This window comes from Pseudophaeobacter flagellatus (assembly GCF_021228235.1).
Taxonomy (GTDB): Bacteria; Pseudomonadota; Alphaproteobacteria; order Rhodobacterales; family Rhodobacteraceae; genus Pseudophaeobacter; species Pseudophaeobacter flagellatus.
The window spans coordinates 29,139-48,076 of record NZ_JAJQRG010000006.1 but is presented as its reverse complement, the minus strand read 5'-3'; the positions used below and the strand labels follow the sequence as shown (position 1 = coordinate 48,076).

The following is an 18,938-nucleotide window of genomic DNA, read 5'->3' as shown; positions in this document are numbered from 1 at the left end:
TTTTACCGCAACCATCGTAGGCTGGTCACACTCAGCGAAACAGCGAGGGAGACCCAAATGCCTAAAATCACCGATGCGGCAGAGATCCAGACAGTCATCACCACCTTTGAGATGACGCCGGGAACCTGCCAGGATCTGCTGGATGCTCTTCAAGATGCCTATGCCGAGTTCATCTCTAAACAGCCGGGATTCGTGGCGGCTGGGCTGCATGTGAATGACGCCCAGACCCGCATTGCGAACTATTCACAGTGGCGGACCCGTGAGGATTTCCTGCGGATGCTGCGCTCTTCTGAAATGCGCGCGCGCAATCGCAAGATAAACGAGCTGTGCCGCAGCTTTGAGCCAGTGATGTATGAGGTCGCGGCCACCTTTGAGGCACCCTGACGCCAGACTTTGACTGAGGTATCTGATGGTGGGGCGTGGGGATATCACGTCGTTCGGCCAGGAAATGGAACTTGGCCAGCCCTGACGTGACCTGGATCAAGGCCTGTGTGGTCAAAGCGGTCTAATGTCCCCTCATGCGAACAGAAAAGGAGGTTTCCTATGTATCACAATATTCTCGTGCCGATTTCCTTCGACCCAGAGCGCGATGTCACTGCGCCGTTGAAATTGGCCCAGATTTTGGCGACGCCAGACGCCAAAATCACCCTGTTGCATGTGGTTGAGCAGGTTCCGAGCTACGCCATTTCATATCTGCCGACCGAATACATGGCTCAGGCCCGCGCCGCCCTGCAACAAGAGCTAGACGGGTTGGCCAAAACCCTGCCGGACCAGGCAGTGGGGCAGGTGATCGAGGGGCATTCCGGGCGCTCTATCCTGGACTGGGCAGAGCAGAACAAGCCGGATCTGATCATCATGGCATCGCATCGTCCCGGCATGCAGGATCTGCTGCTGGGGTCGACTGCCAGCCAGGTGGTGCGCCACGCAGCCTGCGCTGTGCATGTGGTGCGCTAGGCGGCACTGCCACCAAGGCGGAATGCCTTGGTCTTTGTGATCCGCCGCTCCGTGATGTCGCGGGCCTTGCCCTTGGTATCAGGGAGCGGCGCCAGGCTGGTTCAGGTCTGCTGCAGGAGACGGTGCAACACAATTCCGGCAAAGCGGATTATCCCGCCGGGTAGAAGGGCAGAGCGCAGCAAGGTCTTGTTGGAATTCACTGCTTCGGCAATGCGGGTATAGTGGACTTGCTTATTTGCAGGCGAGCGCAGCAAAATAGTTTCCGCCCTGTCTAGGGCCTGCTCTGCACCGCGGGTCACCTTGGGGCGGCTTGCGGGTTTCACCGGAGTATAGGTTTCCAGCGCCCGGCGCCGCACGGGCTGGCTGGGGTCGCGATTCTGTCTCACCAGGGTGTCTAGGCTGGTTTCTACGCTGGCCATGGCCTTATAGGCCTCGGAATAGGCGGTATTTCCCGCCAATTTATCCGCCGCACGTTTGTAAACCCAGCGATAGCAATCATATTTATAGACCCAGGGCAGCCTGCCACAGCGACTGGCCCCCCGGTTGAGGATGTTGACAACACTGCGGGTTGTTGCGTTGTTCAGCCCCTGCGAGGCACCGGAACCGCCGCCATAGTCGCCGCCGCCTCCGCCGCCTCCCTCACTCCCGGCGCTTGCGGATGGAACCAGCCAGAGGCCAACCATGACCGCAATAGGCGCTGCGTATCTAAAAACACTCATACAAAATCTCCTCACTACAGGTGCAAGGTTAGCATGGCGGCGGTCTGTGGCAAGGCGCGGGGCGAGGATTGCCCCTAGCGGATGATGGCGCGGGTCCATTCTTTCAAAAACATGCGCCGCTTGAGCGTATCCAGATAGGTCATAAGGGCGGGCCCAAGAGTGATGGTCGATTGCGCCGGTATTGTCTGGGATTGGATCAGCGGCGGCAGGAGAAAGCTTTCAGGATCAACTGCTTCGGTTTGGATTTGGATCAGATGCCGGATGAACTCCTTTGCCAGGTCCGGCTGCGGTGCCGAGGCGGTGACAAAGCCTGTTCGCATCATGGTGGTTGGAAAATCCGCCGCCAGAACCACCGTCAGCGCTGATGCGGTTTCGGATCGTGCCAGCGCATAGCTGCCCAGCACATTATAGGCCACAGCCAACTTGCCATTGGCTAGATCGGTGATCATGTCCCCGGAGCAACAGTATAGCCGGGTGCCCAGATTGCCCATGACTTCTGTCAGGCGCCAATAGGTCTCCGAAGCCCGCGCATCCTGGGTGGCAAAGAGATACCCCAGCCCGGAGCGGCGAATGTCATAGGTGCCTAACCGGTTGCGAAACACCTCGGGGCGTGCGCGCAGGGCTTCGATCAGCTCTTGTCGGGTCTGTGGGATGGGCTGGCCGTCAAAATCTGCCCGGCGGATGACAATGGCGGCGGGTTCGCTGGTAAAGGCAAACAGGCTCTGGCGCCACTGCGCCCAGTCGGGGGTCACCAGATCTTCGATCGGTTGGGCATAGCCATCATTTGTTAGCTTGAATTGCAGGTCCATGGCACTGGAAATGATCAGGTCATATTGGGTCGGGTCTTGGCGGAATATATGGTCGATCTGCGCTGATCCGGCGACCAGATATTCAATCGACACGCTTGGGCGATCAGCCAGAAAGCGGTGGATGATGGGGGTGAAAAAGGCGGTGTCGGTGCTGGAGAGAATACGCAGCTGCACCGCGTCAGCATTGGCACCAGCGTCCTGCAGGGCTGCGCCACGAAAGATCTGGCGATCCTCCCAGTTTTGCGCCGAAAGCGCCAGTGGCCAGAGCCCAAGGATCAGACAGAAAATATAACGCATGCGCCGCCTCCGGCTGTGTTGGACAGGGTCAGGCTGCCGCCATGGGCAGCGGCCACATCCTGGGCGATTGTCAGCCCCAGGCCGGACCCGATGGTGCCGCGGGCATTGTTGCCACGTGAAAACCGCTGGGCGAGATCGGCAATCTCATCGCTGGGAAAGCCCGCCCCCTGATCGCGCACGGCCACCTGCGGATTGGGGCTGGCAGTGACGGAGATTTCAATGACGCTCTCGCTGGGGGAATACTTCAGGGCATTGTCGATCAGGTTGCGAATGGCATTTTGCAGCAGGATCGCGTCCCCAATGAGCCGCACGGGCCTGTCGATCTGCAACACCAGGTCAATGTCCTTCATCTCGGCCACCGGGGTCAGGCGTTGCACCAATTCCTGCACCAGATCGCCCAGGTCAAGGTCTTCGTGCTCCAGATGGTCGGCGCGAAAGGTGATCATGGCATGATCCAGCAGTTGCCCCGCCGCGCGTGAGCTTTCGTCGATGGCCCGGACCATCGAGCGCAGTGCCTGACGGTTTTCTTCCTTGTCGACCCGCTGCAGCGTGGTTTCGGCGTAGGATCGCACTGTCGCCAGCGGTGTGCGCACCCGGTGGGCGGCTTCGGCGATGAAATCCTCGGATTGCGACAGAGACTGATTGAGCCGCCCCATCAGGGTGTTGAGAGAGTTGACAAGCGGAAGCATCTCGCTGGGCACAGGCTTGGTGAGTGGTCTCAGATCCTGCGGCCCGCGCCGGGTAACCGATGTTGTCAGCCGTTTCAGTGGGGCAATGGTCACCGAGGTGACCCAAAAGGACAAAAGCACCGCCAGCATGAAAAACCCAAGGCCAAAAGAGGCCACATTGGTGGAAATCTGGTTCAGAGTCTCAGAGAGCGCATCCTGGGTCTGGGCGACCGAAACAGTGATGCGGGTTCTGACATCCGCCCCCAGCAGGGTGCGCGAGGCGGTGGAAATCCGGACAGCCTTGCCATCATACAGCGCGGTCTGAAACTGTTTTGGGACGGCGCTGCTGGCCTGCTGCGGCAGGTCGGCGTATCCCGACAGGAAGCCACCATCGCGGTAGATGGCGTAATACACCTGGTCATCTGCGGCGGTGGTCAGCATGGAAAAGGCTGCATAGGGAAAATCAATCTCGACCTGATCGTCGCGCAGCACCGCCGCATCCAGAATAGAGGACACAGAAGCCGTAAGAATGCTATCCTGGCCCTGTTGGGCGATCTGCGCGGCATAGCTGCGCACAACCAAAAACAGCAGCAGCGCCAAGAGCGCAGCCCCCCCGATCAGCGTCACCGCAAGGCGATTGCGCAGGCTGCCCTGAACCTGCCCTGGCTCAGCCATGATCCAACCGATATCCCAGCCCGCGCAGGGTGGTGATCTTCAGCGCAGAGCCTTCCAGATGTTTGCGCAGCCGCGCGATATAGACCTCTATGGCATTGGCAGAGACATCCTCGTCATAGGAAAACAGCCGATCTACCAGCTTCTGCTTGGGAAAGATCTGCCCCGGTGCGTTGAACAAAAGTTCCAGCAGCCGCAATTCCCGGTTGCGCAGGCTGACGGCCTTGCCGCAGACGGTGACATGGCCGGCCACCGGATTAAAGGTCACATCCGCAAGTTGTAAAATCGTCTGGGCCGCCCCTGCCTTGCGGCGCAAAACCGCCCGGCAGCGCGCCTGCAGTTCTTCGTGATCAAAGGGTTTGGTGACATAGTCGTCCGCGCCCAGATCCAGCATGCTGATTCTGTCGGAAACCTGCGATCTTGCGGTCAGAACGATGACCGGGGTGTCGCGTTTCTGGTCGCGGTGCTGTTTCAAAAAGCTGCGGCCATCACCATCCGGTAACATGATATCCAGCAGGATAAGATCGTAGTCTCCGATCTCTGAAAAAGCGATGGCGTCCGAAATTGTCCCTGCATGATCAATAGTATGCCCATCCAGCTGCAGGCGAGCGCAGACCGCAGCTGCCAGATCAGGATTGTCTTCCACCAGCAGGAATTTCATGCGCTCATTTCACTTTTTTAATCGCGTGACAGGTCTGTGACAGGTTCTTGTGTTTGCCTCTCTTCAACTGAGCCGCCTTTCGGACAGTTGTCAAATGGGAGGAAAACATGATGACATTTAAACTGGGCCGCCGCGCCCTGCTGGCGGGTGCCATTGCAACCCTGGGCTTTGCAGCCCCTGTTCTGGCCGATGGGCAAAAGGTACTGGACAGCATTCACTTTCTGATCCCTGGCGGCGCAGGCGGCGGTTGGGATGGCACCGCGCGCGGCACCGGCGAGGCCTTGACCAAGGCAGGCTTGGTGGAAACCGCCTCCTATGAAAACATGTCCGGTGGCGGCGGTGGCAAGGCGATTGGCTATCTGATCGAAAACGCCGAAAGCAACCATGGCACCTTGATGGTCAATTCGACGCCAATCGTGATCCGCTCGCTGACAGGTGTTTTTCCGCATAATTTCCGCGACCTGACGCTGGTTGCCGGCACCATCGGCGATTACGCCGCAATTGTTGTGGGCAAAGACAGCCCGATCAACTCCATGTCGGATTTGATGGCAGCCTATGATGCTGATCCTTCCAAGACGGCGATTGGTGGCGGTTCGGTGCCTGGCGGCATGGATCATCTGGTTGCCGCCATGGTGATGGAGGCCGCAGGCAAAGACGCGCTGGAGGTGAAATACATCCCCTATGATGCGGGCGGCAAGGCCATGGCAGCGCTGCTGTCGGGCGAGATTGCCGCCCTGTCCACCGGGTTTTCCGAAGCGGTTGATCTGGCGAGCGCGGGCGAAGTGAAGATCATTGGCGTCACCTCAGAGGAACGCGTCGGTGCAGCCCCGGAGGCCATGACCATGAAAGAGCAGGGGATCGACACCAGCTTTGTCAACTGGCGCGGCTTCTTTGGCGCCCCCGGTCTGCCGGCAGACAAGCTGGCACTGTATCAGGACGCCTTGGCCAAGATGTATGACACCCCTGAATGGGAAGAGGTGCGCGCGCGCAACGGCTGGGTGAACATCCATAATTCCGGTGATGATTTCAAAAGCTTCCTGGAAGGTCAGGAAAAGACAATTGGCGATCTGATGAAGAAACTGGGCTTTCTGTAAGGCCCGTACAGGCAAGAAAACTGGTGGCAAAGCGGGCAATCGCTTTGCCACATTTTAAATGAGGGAGAGGGAAAGATGGCCCTGGATCGATGGATCGCGCTGGTCCTGCTAAGTATTTGTCTGGCCTATGGCTATACCGCCTGGTTCACCATGGATAGCGGGCTTGCCCCGTTTATGAAACGCAATCCAATCTGGCCCAGCACCTTTCCCAAGGTGCTGTCGGCCCTGGGGGTAATTGCCTCTTGTATCATTCTGTTTGGCCTGGAGAAGAGCGCGGAACAAACCGCAGAGATCGATTACCGCCGTCTGGGCGATTACCACCTTGGCCAGGCGCTTTTGCTCTTGGCGCTGATGGTGGGCTATGCGCTCTGTCTGCGCCCGGTCGGCTTTTTGCTGTCGACGGCTGGGTTTCTGTTTCTTGGCGGGGCCATCCTGGGCGAGCGCAAGTGGTATATTCTGATGCCTGTCGCGGCCTGCGCCGCGTTTATCGTGTGGTATCTGGTGCAACAGGTTCTGGGCATCTACATGCGCCCGTTGCCTGGTTTTTGGGGGGCTTGAGATGCTTGAAGGACTTTTGATTGGTCTGCAAACCGCGCTGTCGATGCAGAACCTGTTGATGGTGATCGGCGGCTGTCTGATTGGCACCTTTATCGGCATGTTGCCGGGGCTGGGGCCAATGTCGATCATTGCGATCATGATCCCGGTGGCGATTTCGATGGGGGACCCTTCGGCGGCGCTGATCCTGCTGGCAGGGGTCTATTATGGTGCCATTTTTGGTGGCTCGACCTCGTCGATCCTGCTGAACGCGCCGGGGGTGGCGGGGACGGTTGCCTCTAGTTTTGATGGCTATCCGATGGCGAAACAGGGCAAGGCGGGCAAGGCGCTGACCATTGCAGCCGTGGCCAGTTTTGCCGGTGGCACAATTGGTGCGCTGTTGCTGATGGTCTTTGCGCCGGCGCTGTCTTCGGTGGCCCTGTTGTTCCATTCGGCAGAGTATTTTGCCCTGATGGTTGTAGGTCTGTCGGCGATTGCCGCCTTTGCCGGCACCGGGCAGGTTGCCAAGGCAATGCTGATGACAACCCTTGGCCTGATCATGGCCACGGTGGGAGAGGGTGCGCTGTTCAATCTGCCGCGCTTTACCATGGGGATTATGGATCTTCAGTCTGGGTTTGGCTTTATCACCCTGGCGATGGCGATGTTTGCCCTGCCCGAAGCGCTGTTTCTGGTGCTGCGCCCCAAGACCACCCAGCAGGGCGATGGCGCGGCGATCAAGGATCTGCGCATCACCCGCGCGGAGGCCAAGGCCATTGCCCCGGTGATCGGGCGGCAATCTGTTCAGGGCTTCTTCATTGGGGTGCTGCCGGGTGCTGGCGCCACCATTGCCAGTTTTCTGGGCTACGCGGTGGAGCGTAATATCGCCCCCAAACACGAGCAGGACGAATTTGGCAAGGGCTCTATCAAAGGCTTGGCAGCGCCGGAAACTGCCAATAACGCCGCCTGTACTGGGTCTTTTGTGCCGCTGCTAACGCTGGGCATTCCGGGGTCGGGCACGACGGCAATCCTGCTGGGGGCGTTGATCGCGCTGAATGTCACACCGGGGCCGCGGCTGATGATTGACCAACCAGAGGTGTTTTGGGCGGTGATCATGTCGATGTTCATCGGCAATCTGGTCTTGCTGGTTTTGAACCTGCCTTTGATCCCCTATATTGCCAAGGTGCTGTCGGTGCCGCGCACCTACCTTATTCCGTTCATTTTGTTCTTTACCCTGATGGGCGCCTATATTGGCCAGAACAATGCAACAGAGCTTTTGCTGCTGGTTGGCTTTGGGATCTGTGCCACAGCGTTGCGCTTTGCCGACTATCCGCTGGCGCCCTTGTTGATCGGCTTCATTCTGGGCGGCATGCTTGAAGATAACTTCTCGCGCTCGATGCAGCTGTTTGATGGCCCCTCGTTCATCTGGGAACGCCCCATCACACTAGGGCTGCTGGTGCTGGCAGTCCTGCTGGTGGTGTTGCCCAGCTATCGGGCCCGGCGCGCCCGGTTGCGCATGCGCGGGGTGGCAGACGGGGATTAAGACAAAGGCACCGCCTTTGTTTCAAACTTTGCCTTTCAAAATACAAAAGCCGGGCCATGTGTTGGTCCGGCTTTTTGTCGCCCCTGTCAGGGGTTAGACATCCTGCCCTGGGGGGGCGGCGGGTCCGCTTTGTCATCCAGCAACCGGCCCAGTTCATCCTTGTATGAGCGTAGGCTGTTGAGCAGGGCATCCGCATCGCCGACATCGGGCTGGTTGGCCAGCTGGGCCTCGAATTCATGTAGCTTGGGCTCGGCGCGGGCGACCAGGTTTTGCCCCTGCTCGGTGGAGATGATGATGCGGCTGCGCTTGTCACCCTTGTTTTCCAGCCGGGCGATATGGCCGTATTCCTCTAGCCGGGCCAGACCATTGCTGACATGGGATTTCTTGATCCCGCTTTCTTCGCAGATGTCCTGGGCGCGGCAGGATTGCAGCGAGACCGCCGCCCGCAGAATGCGCCAATCCTGCCAGTTCAGTCCGGTTTCGCGCAGCACCGCCTTTGAATAGAGCAGCATGATTTTCTGCGAGAGCGAGTAAATCGCGGCGAAAATCATTTCGCCCGAGGTCATTCCTTTTAAGTCCTGGCCCATCTAGAGGGTCCCCCGGTTGCCACAGAGAATATGGTTACCTAGGTAACTTGACAAGAATTCCCGCATCGCGCAACTCTGGAATGAGGGGGGCAGAAATTGCTCTGGAAATTCTATGGAGGATACAATGCGTAAAATTCTTGTCGGGGCAATTTGTGCCGGGTCTTTGCTGCTCTCGGCGGCGGCGGTGCAGGCTGAAACCGTTATCCGGGTCACGTTGCAGCTGCCCAAAACCCATTCTCTTGGGCAAAACTGGTTGGATTTCAAATCGTTGATCGAGGAAAAGTCCGATGGTGAGCTGACTTTGCAGCTGTTTGATTCTGCGCAGCTGTTCAAGGATAAAGAAGTGCCCGAGGCGGTTGGAACTGGCGCAGTCGAGGCCGGTACGGCCTTCTTGGGGCGCTTTACCGGTTCGGTGCCTGCGGTTGATGTGGTCTCGCTGCCCTTCATCTTTGAAGATGAGGCCCACCTGCGAACCGCTGTAGCCTCCGGCTCTGAGCTGCGCAGCGGACTTGACGCTGAAATCCTGAAAGAAACCAACGCCAAGGTGCTGTGGTGGCAGGCCTATGGGCGCAATGTCTACCTGTCCAACGACAAGGCGCTGCGGGTGCCGGCGGATTTGGCCAGCCAAAAGGTCCGGACCTACGGCAAGGTGCATGGCTGGACCGTCGAAGCCCTCGGCGGTGCGCCGACCCTGATGTCGGGCTCCAAGCAGTTCCTGGCCTACCAGCAGGGCGCGGTTGATGTGGGCATGACCGGGGTGTCCGGCGTGCGCTCGCGCAAACTCTATGAGGTTATGGATCATGTGACCCTGTCCTATGACAGCGCCATCGAATTTGTTGCCGTGATCAACAATGACTTCTTTGAAGGCCTGTCGCCAGAGCATCAGGCGATCATCATGGACTCCGCCGCCATCGTCGAGGCGCAGCTGCGCGATGCGATCTATACGCAAGAGGCAGAGGCCATCACCGAGGTGAGCGACAAGATGACCGTTGTCGAGTTGACCAAAGCCGAACGCGCCGAATGGGTTGCTGCCACTGCCGGTGTTGTTGATCGCTTCGTGACCGAGGCCGGCGATGCCGGTGCCGCCGCTGTTGCCGCCGTGCGCGCCGCCGCGAACTGAAAAATAAAAAATCAGACCGCGGCTGCCCCTGGGGTGGCCGCGCTCTGTTTGGGAATGGGGTACAGATGGCGTCTAAAATTCAAACCTATATCCGCAGTATGGATGTGATTTCGGAAACTACCGGAGCCATCGCCGCTTGGATGTTTTTCACCACCGGCATTATCGTCTTCTTTGAGGTCTTTATGCGCTATGTGCTGAATTCACCCACGATCTGGGTAGATGAGATGAGCCGCATTTTTCAGGTCTGGGCCGCCTATCTGGCGATTGGCTATGTGCTGAAGCACAAGGCCCATATCATTATTGATGTGACCTTCCGCGACCCCCATACCTTTAACCGCAGGCTGGTGGACAGCTTTGCCATGGTGGTGATCATTTTGTTCTGCCTGATCACGGTAAAATATGGTCTGGATATTTGGTGGAAATCCACCAAGGCGGGCCATACAACCGATAGCTACCTTGCTGTTCCCAAAACCTTTGTTCAATCTGCGATCTGGGTTGGTTTTGGTGTGATGGCGCTGCAGGCTTTGGCGGAAATCTTCAAAATATGGACTTGGGATCCTGACGATCTACCCAAGCAAACATTGGTACACTGACATGGAAACCATTCTCATTCTCGGCAGCCTGATCGGGTTGCTCTTGCTGCGTGTGCCGGTTGCTTTTGCGATGGGGGCCTTAGGGGCGAGCTTGCTTTGGCTCAAGGGGTTGCCGCTGGTGGCGGTGCCGCAGCGCCTGTTTGGCACCATGGACAGCTTTGAATTGCTGGCGGTGCCGTTGTTTCTGCTGATGTCTAATGTGCTGCTGAAAGGCGGTGTTGGCCGTGATCTGTTTGCCAGCGTACAGGCCTGGGTGGGCCATTGGCCTGGCGGCCTGGGCGTTGCCACGACCATGAGTTGTACCCTGTTTTCTGCGATCTCCGGCTCTTCGGTGGCGACGGCCGCAACCATTGGCACCGTCGCGATCCCCGAAATGAAGCAGCGCGGCTATGACGAGCCCTTTATTCTGGGGCAACTGGCGGCGGGGGGCACCCTGGGGATTCTGATCCCGCCCTCCATTCCGTTGATTATCTATGGCGTGATTACCGAAACCTCAATCCCGACGCTGTTTCTGGCGGGGATTGGGCCGGGGCTTTTGATGGCCAGCGTCTTTGTCATCTATGCGATGATCTACAGCCGCATGGGGGCTGCGGCATCTATCGCCAAGGCAACCTGGAGCGAGCGCGCCTACGCGACCTTTTATGCCCTGCCAACTGTTGTGCTGGCCCTGGCTATTATCGGCTCGATCTATGCTGGCATCGCCACCCCCTCTGAAAGTGCAGGCGTGGGGTTCGTGATTGCGATGCTGATCACCTTTTTGATGGGGCGCATGAACTGGGCGAAATTGAAGGCAGCGGTTGAGGATTCGCTGAAAACCACAGCGATGATCTTTATCATCGTGGCCGGGGCCAAGGTCTTTTCCTACGCCATCACGCTCTATCTGATACCGCAGACCATCAGCGGCTATCTGATCAATAACATCTCTGATCCGACCCTGTTCATTCTGGCGGTTGGTCTGGTGCTGTTGATCATCGGTTTCTTTCTGGAATCGCTGTCGATGATGCTGATCATGGTGCCGGTTCTGTTCCCGGCGCTGCAGGCGATGAACATTGATCCGATCTGGTTTGGTATCTTCTTTGTGGTGTTGATCGAGGCGGCGCTGATCACCCCGCCCGTGGGGTTGAACCTTTTTGTCATCCAGGCAGTGGGCAAGGCGCGGCTGGAAAGCGTGGTCAAGGGTGCCTGGCCCTTTGCGCTGATGATGCTGGGCATGGCTGCCTTGCTCTGGTTCTGGCAGGATCTGGCGCTTTATATCCCGTATAAGCTGTTCTAGCGCCTGCTGGACTTAAATATCTCTTGTTGAAAGAAAATCTATCGATGACAGTTTCATCTTCTGACAGATTGCGCGCCCTGTTGCAGGGCGGGCAGATCATCACCATGCCCTGCTGTTTTGATCCGCTCTCGGCCAAATTGATCGAGCAGGAGGGCTTTCCACTGACCTTCATGTCGGGCTTTGCCACTGCGGCGGCCCGGCTGGGGATGCCCGATACCGGGTTGATGTCCTACGGCGAAGTGATCGACCAGGGTCGCAACATCTGCAACGCGGTCAATATCCCGGTGATTGGCGATGGCGACACCGGCTATGGCAACGCGCTGAATACCAAGCGCACGGTCAAGGGCTTTGCCCAGGCAGGGTTTGCGGCGGTGATGATCGAAGACCAGCTGGCGCCCAAACGCTGCGGCCATACGGCGGGCAAAAGCGTGGTTGGCCGGGACGAGGCCTTTGAACGCATTCGCGCCGCAGTGGATGCGCGCAACGAAGGCCATGACATTCTGATCCTTGCCCGTACCGATGCCCGCCATGACCACGGGCTGGACGAAGCCATCAGCCGGGCGCAAAAATTTCACGAGTTGGGCGCAGATATCCTGTTTGTTGAGGCCCCCCGCGATCTGGATGAAATGCGCCGGATCTGCGCGGAACTGCCCGGTCCCAAGATGGCAAATATGATCGAAGGCGGCCTGACGCCAAACCTGTCCCCGGCAGAATTGCAGGAGATGGGTTTTCAGATCGCCGCCTATCCGATCACCCTGATTGCGGCGGCAATGAAGGCAATGACCGGCGCACTGGCCGAGCTGAAGACCGGCGCCGTGCCCGCTGATCGCCTGATGCCCTTTGATGAGGTGAAAACCCGCATTGGGTTTGACGATTATTTCGCGGCTGAACAGGCCTATAACGCGCGCAAAACGCACGAGATCTAGACCTGCAGACTCGGGGTGCGCTGAATTGGCACAAAGACGCGGGCGGCGGCAGTTAGAATGTCGTCGCCGCTTGCATTTCACGGGCCAAGGATCAATTGTCTTGGCAATTCAATGGGAGGGATCAAAATGACCTTTATGAAATCCATTGGCGCAGCTGCGGCTGTTGCCCTGATGATGACCGGCGTGGCCTCGGCCGAAACCCGGATTACCTATAAATCGGCCAAGGCGGGGTCGTCTTATTTTCAGATGGCCGCGCAGATTGCCGAAGCCATGAAGGCAGGCACCGGCGGGGATATCTCTGTCACGGTGGAGGAAAGTCAGGGGTCGGTGCAAAACGTGATGGAGGTGCGCGCCCGCGGGGGCGATTATGTCTTTACCACACCACCGGCGCTGGTGGGGCTGGCCCAGGGCGGCAAGGCGATGTTTGAAGGCAAGGGCGATCCGGCCTTTGACGAGATCCGCGCACTGTTCCCGATCCCGTCGCTGACCATGCATTTTGTGATGTCGACAGACAGCGGCATCAGCAGCTTTGCCGATATGGAAGGCAAGACCATTCTCTTGGGCAGCGGCTCTTTTGGTGCGCGTGAGGGCGCAAAATACCTGGGTCTTTTCGGGCTTGAGGGCAAGGTGATCATCGCTGATTCTGAGCTGTCCAATGCGGTGAACGCGTTGAAAAATGGTCAGATCGACGGCTTTGTCACTGCCGGGTCCTTTCCGGCGCCAAATGTGATCGAAGCTGCGGCCTCGACCGGGGTGACCGTGTTGTCGCTGGATGACGAGCAGATCGCTGCGTCCAAGCGGACCCGACTGACGATCCCGGCGGGTACCTATACGGGGCAGACGGAAGACATCACCACCACCTCGCTGCCGGTTGTTGCCTATTCCACCACCAAGATGGACGATGACACGGCCTATGAGCTGACCAAAACATATTGGGAAACCCGCGAAGACATGGCCAAGGATGCGGCTTGGTGGGCGGGTGTTTCTTCAGACATGCTGAGCAACATCACCACACAGATCCACCCCGGTGCGATCCGGTATTACAAAGAAATCGGTATGGCGCTGGACGCCGCGCATATGTAATTTGTTGCCCTGCTCCGGTCTTGTGCCGGGGCAGGGCGCATTGAGCTGATCTCATGACATCTTTATCCCTCCGCTTCGCGCCACATGCAGGCCATGTCTGGATGCTGTTTGGCGCCATTACTGCCGTGTTTCACATCGGGCTGATCTTTTACGGATTGGTGCCCAATCTGGTGGCGCGCCCCCTGCACATGGCGTTGATCCTGCCTTGGGTATTCTTGTATTCCGCCAAGACCCCATTGGCCTGGTGGTCCGGCCTGGTCATTACCGTGATTGGCATTGCAGGCTGTATCTGGATCGCGCTGAGCCACCAGATGCTGCGCAACCAATATGGTTTTCTGGAAAACGGCTTTCAGGTGGTGTTGGCCATCAGCCTGTTGCTGATCGCGATGGAGGGGGCGCGCCGGATGATCGGCTGGCCGCTGCCATTGGTGGCGCTCTGTGCCCTGGCTTATGGGCTTTGGGGGCAGTATATCCCCGGTGAATTTGGCCATGCCGGCACCCCGTTGCGCAGCTTTCTGGGCACGCTTGTTATCGCCGAAGGCGGGCTGTGGGGCAGTCTCACCGGGGTGTCGGTCGGGGTTGTCGCAATCTTTGTGATCTTTGGCGCGGTGCTGAATGCGGGCGAAGCGGGGCAGGGGTTCATGAATGTGGCCGCTGCGGCTGCGGGGCGTCTGACCGGTGGTGCGGCCAAGGTTTCGGTGTTTTCTTCAGCGTTGTTCGGCTCTATCTCTGGCTCTGCCTCGGCCAATGTGGCCTCAACAGGGGCTATAACCTTGCCTGCGATGACCAAGCTTGGCTATCCCAAACGCCTGGCCGCCGCAGTGGAGGCCGTGGCCTCTTCCGGCGGGCAGATCATGCCGCCCTTGATGGGGGCTGGGGCCTTTGTCATGGTTGAACTGACAGGCGTGCCCTACACGAAGATCATGCTGGCAGCGCTGCTGCCTGCGGTGCTGTATTTTCTGACGGTCTGGGTTGGCATCAATGCCTATGCCCAACGTTTTGAACTGAAAGCCGTGCCGGAAGACCAACGGCCCAGCCCGCGCATGGTCTTTGTGACCTCATGCTTTTTCCTGGTGCCCTTTTCGGTGCTGCTGATTGCGATGTTTGCCGCCGGATTTACCCCGCAGTATGCAGCTGTTCTTGCTATTCTTGCGGGTGCTGCTGCGCTGTTCTTTGACGCCACGCCGCGCATGAACCTGACCCAGGGCCTGGCCCGTTTGGGCGGTGGCTTCACGGCGATCGGCAGGCAGGTTGCGATGATTGCTTCCATTATCATCTGCGCCTCTATCATCATCGGAGTGCTGGGCATCACCGGCCTTGGCATCAAGATCACCTCGGTGATCCTGTCCGGGGCGGGCGGGCTGCTTTGGCCTGCGCTTTTGCTCACGGCATTGGCCTGCCTGCTGCTGGGCATGGAGGTCCCGACCACCGCTGCCTATGTGATCTGCGTGTCGGTGGCAGGCCCGGCCCTGACGGAATTGGGGCTGGAGCCGTTGCAAGCGCATCTGTTTGTGTTTTGGTTTGCACTGCTTTCAACCATTACGCCCCCTGTCTGCGGCGCCGTCTTTATCGCGGCCGGCATGATCGGAGAGAACTGGCTGAAGGTGGCGCTGACGGCGATGGCGCTGGGGGTTGGGCTCTATGTGATTCCGCTGGCGATGATTGCAAACCCCGATTTGATCCGTCTCACGACCGATCCATTTGGGGCCGTCAAAGCCTTTGTCCTGATCGGCACGGGCCTGACCTGTCTGTCATACGCTCTTATCGGGCGGTTGCGTCTGCCGCTGCGGATGCTGCTTGCCGCCCTTGGTTTTGCCGCCTGCTTTGGGGCGGCGTTCTGACCCTGCCAGGATGTTTTCCTTGAACAATGCGGAAGGGGGAAACATCGCCAACAGCGGCGGCAAAGTGGCCATGTTGCATCAACAAGATGCGCGTGGCCATGGCCTGCTTTTGCATGTGGAAACAGCAGATAACGCGCGACGGATGGCATCCGAAATGGAACGCGTTTGCAACAGAACGCAGAGAGCGGAGGTCCTGCGCTATCGGCCCTATGTATCGCAAGAGGGTTTTAGGGCAGAGAGATATCTAGTGCCCTGGCCTCGGCCACGTACAAGGGTTGCATTGAAAATAAGTGGAAAGTTCAGGGTAGGTATCCCATTCTTCTACCACATTGACAAGGCGAGGAATTTGGCTGATATAGCCGAAAGAAGAGTGGGCCGTTAGCTCAGCTGGATTAGAGCAGGGAACTTCTAATTCTCAGGTCGGGGGTTCGAGTCCTCCACGGCTCGCCATTTCTTCCCATTATTCCTGTCCTTTCATATACTTATCTGCGCTCTTGGCGAACTTTCCTGCTCGGTTCGTCACGTTTTTATTTCCGTTTGGGCGGGCAATCAGCTTTTCCATTGCAGAATTTGCCAACTCTTCGCGACCGGCTGCTTCGGTATAGAGCTGCACCAAAGCCAGTGTTTTGTGGCCGGTTACAGATGCGATTTCATGCGTGGTGGCTTGGGCCTCTGCCAATCTGCGGGCACAGGCTTTACGCAAGCCATGTGAGCTGCATTTGGGCAGGCCTGCTTCATTGCACCAGTCCCGCATCGCATTGCCCAATCCGGCCGCAGAGCGTGTTTTGCCATTGCTTGTTGCTAGAAAGGACCCGGCATCCGGCAAAGCATCCAAGACTTCTGCCAGATCGGCGTGAAGGGGGATGCTTACCTTGATACCACCCGAACGGGCTGTTTTCTGACGGCGATATTCAATTCGGTCGCCCCGCAAGTTTTCAGGACCAAGTTGCACGGCATCCACGCGGGCCGCGCCTGTGTAGAGCATCAAGGTAACTGCTCGGTGGGCCAATGTGCCGGGTTTGTGGATCGCAAAAAACTGCGCGATCTCTTTTTCTTCCCAAGAATGGAAACCAGTCCCGGTGTTACGATAGGGCTTAGTCGCCCGAACAGGATTGTCCCCACGCCAATCCAAGCTGATAGCGTGATCCAATAGCTGGATCAGTCGCTTGCGAAGGTTATTCGCTGCGGCAGGGGTTTCCGCTTTTTCCGCAAGCATCGCCTGGACGTGGCGGCGTTCAAGTTGAGCAATCGGTTTCTTGCCATGCTTTTCGCGGAATTTTTCGATAATGCCTCGGTAATTCCGTTTCGTGCTATCTGCGAGATCCAGAAACTCAGGCGAGCGATACCAGGAGGCGACCAGTGCGGAGACGCTTCCCGGAACCGTCCTATCCGCACCGATCAATCCGCGTACGCGATGGCCCTTGAGTGCAGCTTCATAGCGCGAGATAAATTCGTCTGAGCCGTAATCAGTACCCAATTCGGCAGAAAAGCCGCCCTTACGAAAGCGCCAGCGGCGTTTGCCATGCCGGTCCTGGTAAGGAGTCGCGCCGGGATATTGAATTTTGTGCTTCACGGCTTGTCCCATGGGTTATCATTTTCCCGGCGGTTAAGGTCAATCGAGTAGACAACAATCGTGCCATCTGGCCGGGTTTCAGTTTTGGCGATTGGGATTCCAGCGTCTCGATGCGCCTTCAGGCAGCGCGTCAATTCGGACTGGGTAACAAGCGCTTTTCTATTCGCCATCGTCTTCGCCCTCCCGCTCGCCGAGCACAGTCATATTCAGAGGCGACAGGTACTCACCACCGCCTTCAATCTCGCTCAGGTTTTCCCAGGCGCGGATCTCGTTGGGGCTAAGCCAGCCCCATTCCCTGCCGATGCGATAGGCCTCATAGCGGGCCTTGATATCGCCGCGCATCAGCCCTGCCAGATCATGCTCCACAAAGAACCGTTTGCGGCCCTCTACGGTCAGCAAAGCCGCGTTCATAGCCTGCTCGATACGGCGGGCCATGGGGGCAAGGCAGCGCACCACAAGGGCGCGGCTTTCGCCATCCACGTTGGAATAGGTGGCGTTGTCGGTGATCCCCACAACAGTTGGTGGAACGCTGAAGGTGCGGGCCACGTCCATATTGGACAGCTTGCGGCTATCCAGAAATTCAGCATCTTTGGCCGTGATAGACAGGCTTTTCCAATCCACGCCGCCATCCAGAACCAAGATCCCAGAGGTTTCGACCTGACCTTCCACACGGTCGCGCAGGATCTGCAATGCGTCCGCCTTCTTGTCGCCACCGATGGACTGCGGAAACACCAGAGCGCCTTCGGCACGGAAGGCACGGCTGGCCTGCCGCGTGGCCTGGTCCTGCTGGGTCAGCGCCAGAGAAAAGGTTTCGCGGGCAAGCTGGATGGGCGAAACACCCATCACGCCGTCATTGGCAAGACGATAGCGCAGGTGCAAAATTTCATCCTGCAAAAGGATCTTAGACTGGCCGCGCGCATTGCTGACGCGGTAGCGCAAGCGGCCATTTTCCAACCGCTCAACCGCGACATTGGACGGGTGCAGAGGGTGTAGCGCCACCACTTGGCCGCGCGCGTTTGTCTCGATCCGGGCATAGCCATTGCCGTTGGTCAGCAGCGAGACCAGCAAAAATTCTCGCCCTTCAAAGGCGGTCATTTGGCTATTGAAGCGGTCATGCAAAACGCCGTGCAACGGATGGCTTGCCGCCCGATCTCGCCCGCCGTTGCTGCTGCGCTGATAGAGGTTCATCGGCATAGCTGCCAAGTTTTGGCTGATGACAGAAATACACGCCTGTGCGACTGCCAAGCCAGAGGCCCGGTTTGGATCAACAACGCCAGTGCCGTTGGCGCGGTGCCCCAGAAATTCTGCCAAGCTAGGGTCGGAGGTGGCAACGGTTTCGCGTGTCTCGCGGCCAAGGATACGGGAAAGAAAGCTCATTTCACCAACTCCAAAAGGCGCAAGCGACGTGCTGCGGCGCTGCGGAACAGGAAGGAACTATCTTTTGCCCGCGCATTGATCACGGTGCCCTCATAGGCCGGAAAGGCAGACACAACGCTGATTTCAAACAGATCAACAGCACGGAGTTCGCGCTGGCTTCCGTCCAAATGCTCATCACGCGCCGAAAATCCAAAGGACATACCGCCCAAATCGTTTCGCTCAGCCAATGCCAACACGTCGCGGCCCGCCTGGGTATCTGGCACATCCAAATCAAAGGCCAACCCTCGCGCGTCCTGGGACAGGCGGAGGGTGCCGGAACGGGTGCGGGCCAAAACGCGGTGCGGGTCATGGTCGACCAAGGCCAGAATGTCGCCGCGCTCTTCCAAGGTTCGAGAAAAGGCCCCTTGGGCGATGGTTTCAACCATGCCGCCACCAATCCGGGCCTCAGCGCCGAACAGGGCGGCATAGCCCTCCAGGCGTCGCCCTTTACCCCCTGCTCAATGGTGAGGGCTGGAGTTGAGGGCATAGGGCGACTAAGGCCGGGGCATTGCCCCAACCCGTCCCTATCCCTCTCGTGAAGTCCTGCTCAACGGAGCCGGGCCATCGTTTCGGGCACT

19 protein-coding genes and 1 tRNA gene are annotated in these 18,938 nt (G+C 58.3%); 12 read left to right on the top strand and 8 right to left on the bottom strand.

Annotation, left to right across the window (positions count from 1 at the left end; translation table 11 throughout):
* Positions 1-57 precede the first annotated feature (57 nt).
* Both LRK71_RS12785 and LRK71_RS12780 read left to right on the top strand, forming a co-directional pair.
* Complete coding sequence (locus tag LRK71_RS12785) at positions 58-384, top strand: antibiotic biosynthesis monooxygenase family protein (RefSeq protein WP_232404220.1); 327 nt, start codon at positions 58-60, stop codon at positions 382-384.
* 159 nt (positions 385-543) lie between these two features.
* Complete coding sequence (locus tag LRK71_RS12780; RefSeq protein ID WP_232404219.1) at positions 544-954, top strand: universal stress protein; 411 nt, start codon at positions 544-546, stop codon at positions 952-954.
* 101 nt (positions 955-1,055) lie between these two features.
* Here LRK71_RS12780 and LRK71_RS12775 read toward each other — a convergent pair whose 3' ends face one another.
* The 4 genes from LRK71_RS12775 to LRK71_RS12760 form a co-directional block, all read right to left on the bottom strand.
* On the bottom strand, positions 1,056-1,673 hold the full coding sequence (locus tag LRK71_RS12775; RefSeq protein WP_232404218.1) for a hypothetical protein: 618 nt from the start codon (positions 1,671-1,673) through the stop codon (positions 1,056-1,058).
* Positions 1,674-1,747: 74 nt separating this feature from the next.
* Positions 1,748-2,779: an ABC transporter substrate-binding protein gene (locus LRK71_RS12770; RefSeq protein WP_232404217.1), complete on the bottom strand. Its 1,032-nt coding sequence runs from the start codon at positions 2,777-2,779 to the stop codon at positions 1,748-1,750.
* Positions 2,758-4,122 carry a sensor histidine kinase gene (locus LRK71_RS12765; protein WP_232404216.1) on the bottom strand — a complete coding sequence of 455 codons (1,365 nt, stop codon included), beginning with the start codon at positions 4,120-4,122 and terminating at the stop codon, positions 2,758-2,760. The genes LRK71_RS12770 and LRK71_RS12765 overlap by 22 nt, the downstream gene beginning before the upstream one ends.
* Positions 4,115-4,780 carry a response regulator transcription factor gene (locus LRK71_RS12760; protein ID WP_232404215.1) on the bottom strand — a complete coding sequence of 222 codons (666 nt, stop codon included), beginning with the start codon at positions 4,778-4,780 and terminating at the stop codon, positions 4,115-4,117. Before LRK71_RS12760 ends, LRK71_RS12765 begins: the two co-directional genes overlap by 8 nt.
* A gap of 110 nt (positions 4,781-4,890) precedes the next feature.
* Here LRK71_RS12760 and LRK71_RS12755 point away from each other — a divergent pair, with 110 nt between their 5' ends.
* The 3 genes from LRK71_RS12755 to LRK71_RS12745 all read left to right on the top strand — a co-directional run bounded on the left by LRK71_RS12755 (position 4,891) and on the right by LRK71_RS12745 (position 7,948).
* Positions 4,891-5,874: a Bug family tripartite tricarboxylate transporter substrate binding protein gene (locus LRK71_RS12755; protein ID WP_232404214.1), complete on the top strand. Its 984-nt coding sequence runs from the start codon at positions 4,891-4,893 to the stop codon at positions 5,872-5,874.
* 75 nt (positions 5,875-5,949) lie between these two features.
* Positions 5,950-6,432, top strand: coding sequence for a tripartite tricarboxylate transporter TctB family protein (locus LRK71_RS12750; protein ID WP_232404213.1), 483 nt, complete (start codon positions 5,950-5,952; stop codon positions 6,430-6,432).
* A 1-nt stretch (position 6,433) separates the two neighbouring features.
* Positions 6,434-7,948: a tripartite tricarboxylate transporter permease gene (locus LRK71_RS12745; RefSeq protein ID WP_232404212.1), complete on the top strand. Its 1,515-nt coding sequence runs from the start codon at positions 6,434-6,436 to the stop codon at positions 7,946-7,948.
* An 86-nt stretch (positions 7,949-8,034) separates the two neighbouring features.
* Here LRK71_RS12745 and LRK71_RS12740 read toward each other — a convergent pair whose 3' ends face one another.
* Positions 8,035-8,514 carry a MarR family winged helix-turn-helix transcriptional regulator gene (locus LRK71_RS12740; protein WP_232404211.1) on the bottom strand — a complete coding sequence of 160 codons (480 nt, stop codon included), beginning with the start codon at positions 8,512-8,514 and terminating at the stop codon, positions 8,035-8,037.
* 145 nt (positions 8,515-8,659) lie between these two features.
* Here LRK71_RS12740 and dctP point away from each other — a divergent pair, with 145 nt between their 5' ends.
* From dctP to LRK71_RS12705, 7 genes are all read left to right on the top strand, one after another.
* Complete coding sequence (gene dctP, locus LRK71_RS12735) at positions 8,660-9,655, top strand: TRAP transporter substrate-binding protein DctP (protein ID WP_232404210.1); 996 nt, start codon at positions 8,660-8,662, stop codon at positions 9,653-9,655.
* Positions 9,656-9,720: 65 nt separating this feature from the next.
* Entirely contained in the window at positions 9,721-10,248 is a 528-nt protein-coding gene (locus LRK71_RS12730; RefSeq protein ID WP_232404209.1) for a TRAP transporter small permease subunit, read from the top strand.
* A gap of 1 nt (position 10,249) precedes the next feature.
* Positions 10,250-11,521, top strand: a complete 1,272-nt coding sequence (locus LRK71_RS12725; RefSeq protein WP_232404208.1) for a TRAP transporter large permease — start codon at positions 10,250-10,252, stop codon at positions 11,519-11,521.
* 44 nt (positions 11,522-11,565) lie between these two features.
* Positions 11,566-12,447, top strand: coding sequence for an isocitrate lyase/PEP mutase family protein (locus LRK71_RS12720; RefSeq protein ID WP_232404207.1), 882 nt, complete (start codon positions 11,566-11,568; stop codon positions 12,445-12,447).
* 126 nt (positions 12,448-12,573) lie between these two features.
* The gene (locus tag LRK71_RS12715; protein ID WP_232404206.1) at positions 12,574-13,530 is read left to right on the top strand and encodes a TAXI family TRAP transporter solute-binding subunit; all 957 of its coding nucleotides are present in this window, start codon (positions 12,574-12,576) and stop codon (positions 13,528-13,530) included.
* Positions 13,531-13,583: 53 nt separating this feature from the next.
* Complete coding sequence (locus LRK71_RS12710; RefSeq protein WP_232404205.1) at positions 13,584-15,371, top strand: TRAP transporter permease; 1,788 nt, start codon at positions 13,584-13,586, stop codon at positions 15,369-15,371.
* A 372-nt stretch (positions 15,372-15,743) separates the two neighbouring features.
* Positions 15,744-15,821 (top strand) — tRNA-Arg (locus tag LRK71_RS12705).
* A gap of 10 nt (positions 15,822-15,831) precedes the next feature.
* Here LRK71_RS12705 and LRK71_RS12700 read toward each other — a convergent pair.
* The 3 genes from LRK71_RS12700 to LRK71_RS12690 form a co-directional block, all read right to left on the bottom strand.
* The gene (locus LRK71_RS12700; RefSeq protein ID WP_232404204.1) at positions 15,832-16,956 is read right to left on the bottom strand and encodes a tyrosine-type recombinase/integrase; all 1,125 of its coding nucleotides are present in this window, start codon (positions 16,954-16,956) and stop codon (positions 15,832-15,834) included.
* A gap of 147 nt (positions 16,957-17,103) precedes the next feature.
* Positions 17,104-18,321 carry a phage portal protein gene (locus tag LRK71_RS12695; protein ID WP_232404203.1) on the bottom strand — a complete coding sequence of 406 codons (1,218 nt, stop codon included), beginning with the start codon at positions 18,319-18,321 and terminating at the stop codon, positions 17,104-17,106.
* A complete protein-coding gene (locus LRK71_RS12690) occupies positions 18,318-18,797 on the bottom strand; it encodes an HK97 family phage prohead protease (RefSeq protein WP_269751754.1) in 480 nt (159 codons plus the stop codon). Before LRK71_RS12690 ends, LRK71_RS12695 begins: the two co-directional genes overlap by 4 nt.
* Positions 18,798-18,938 lie beyond the last annotated feature (141 nt).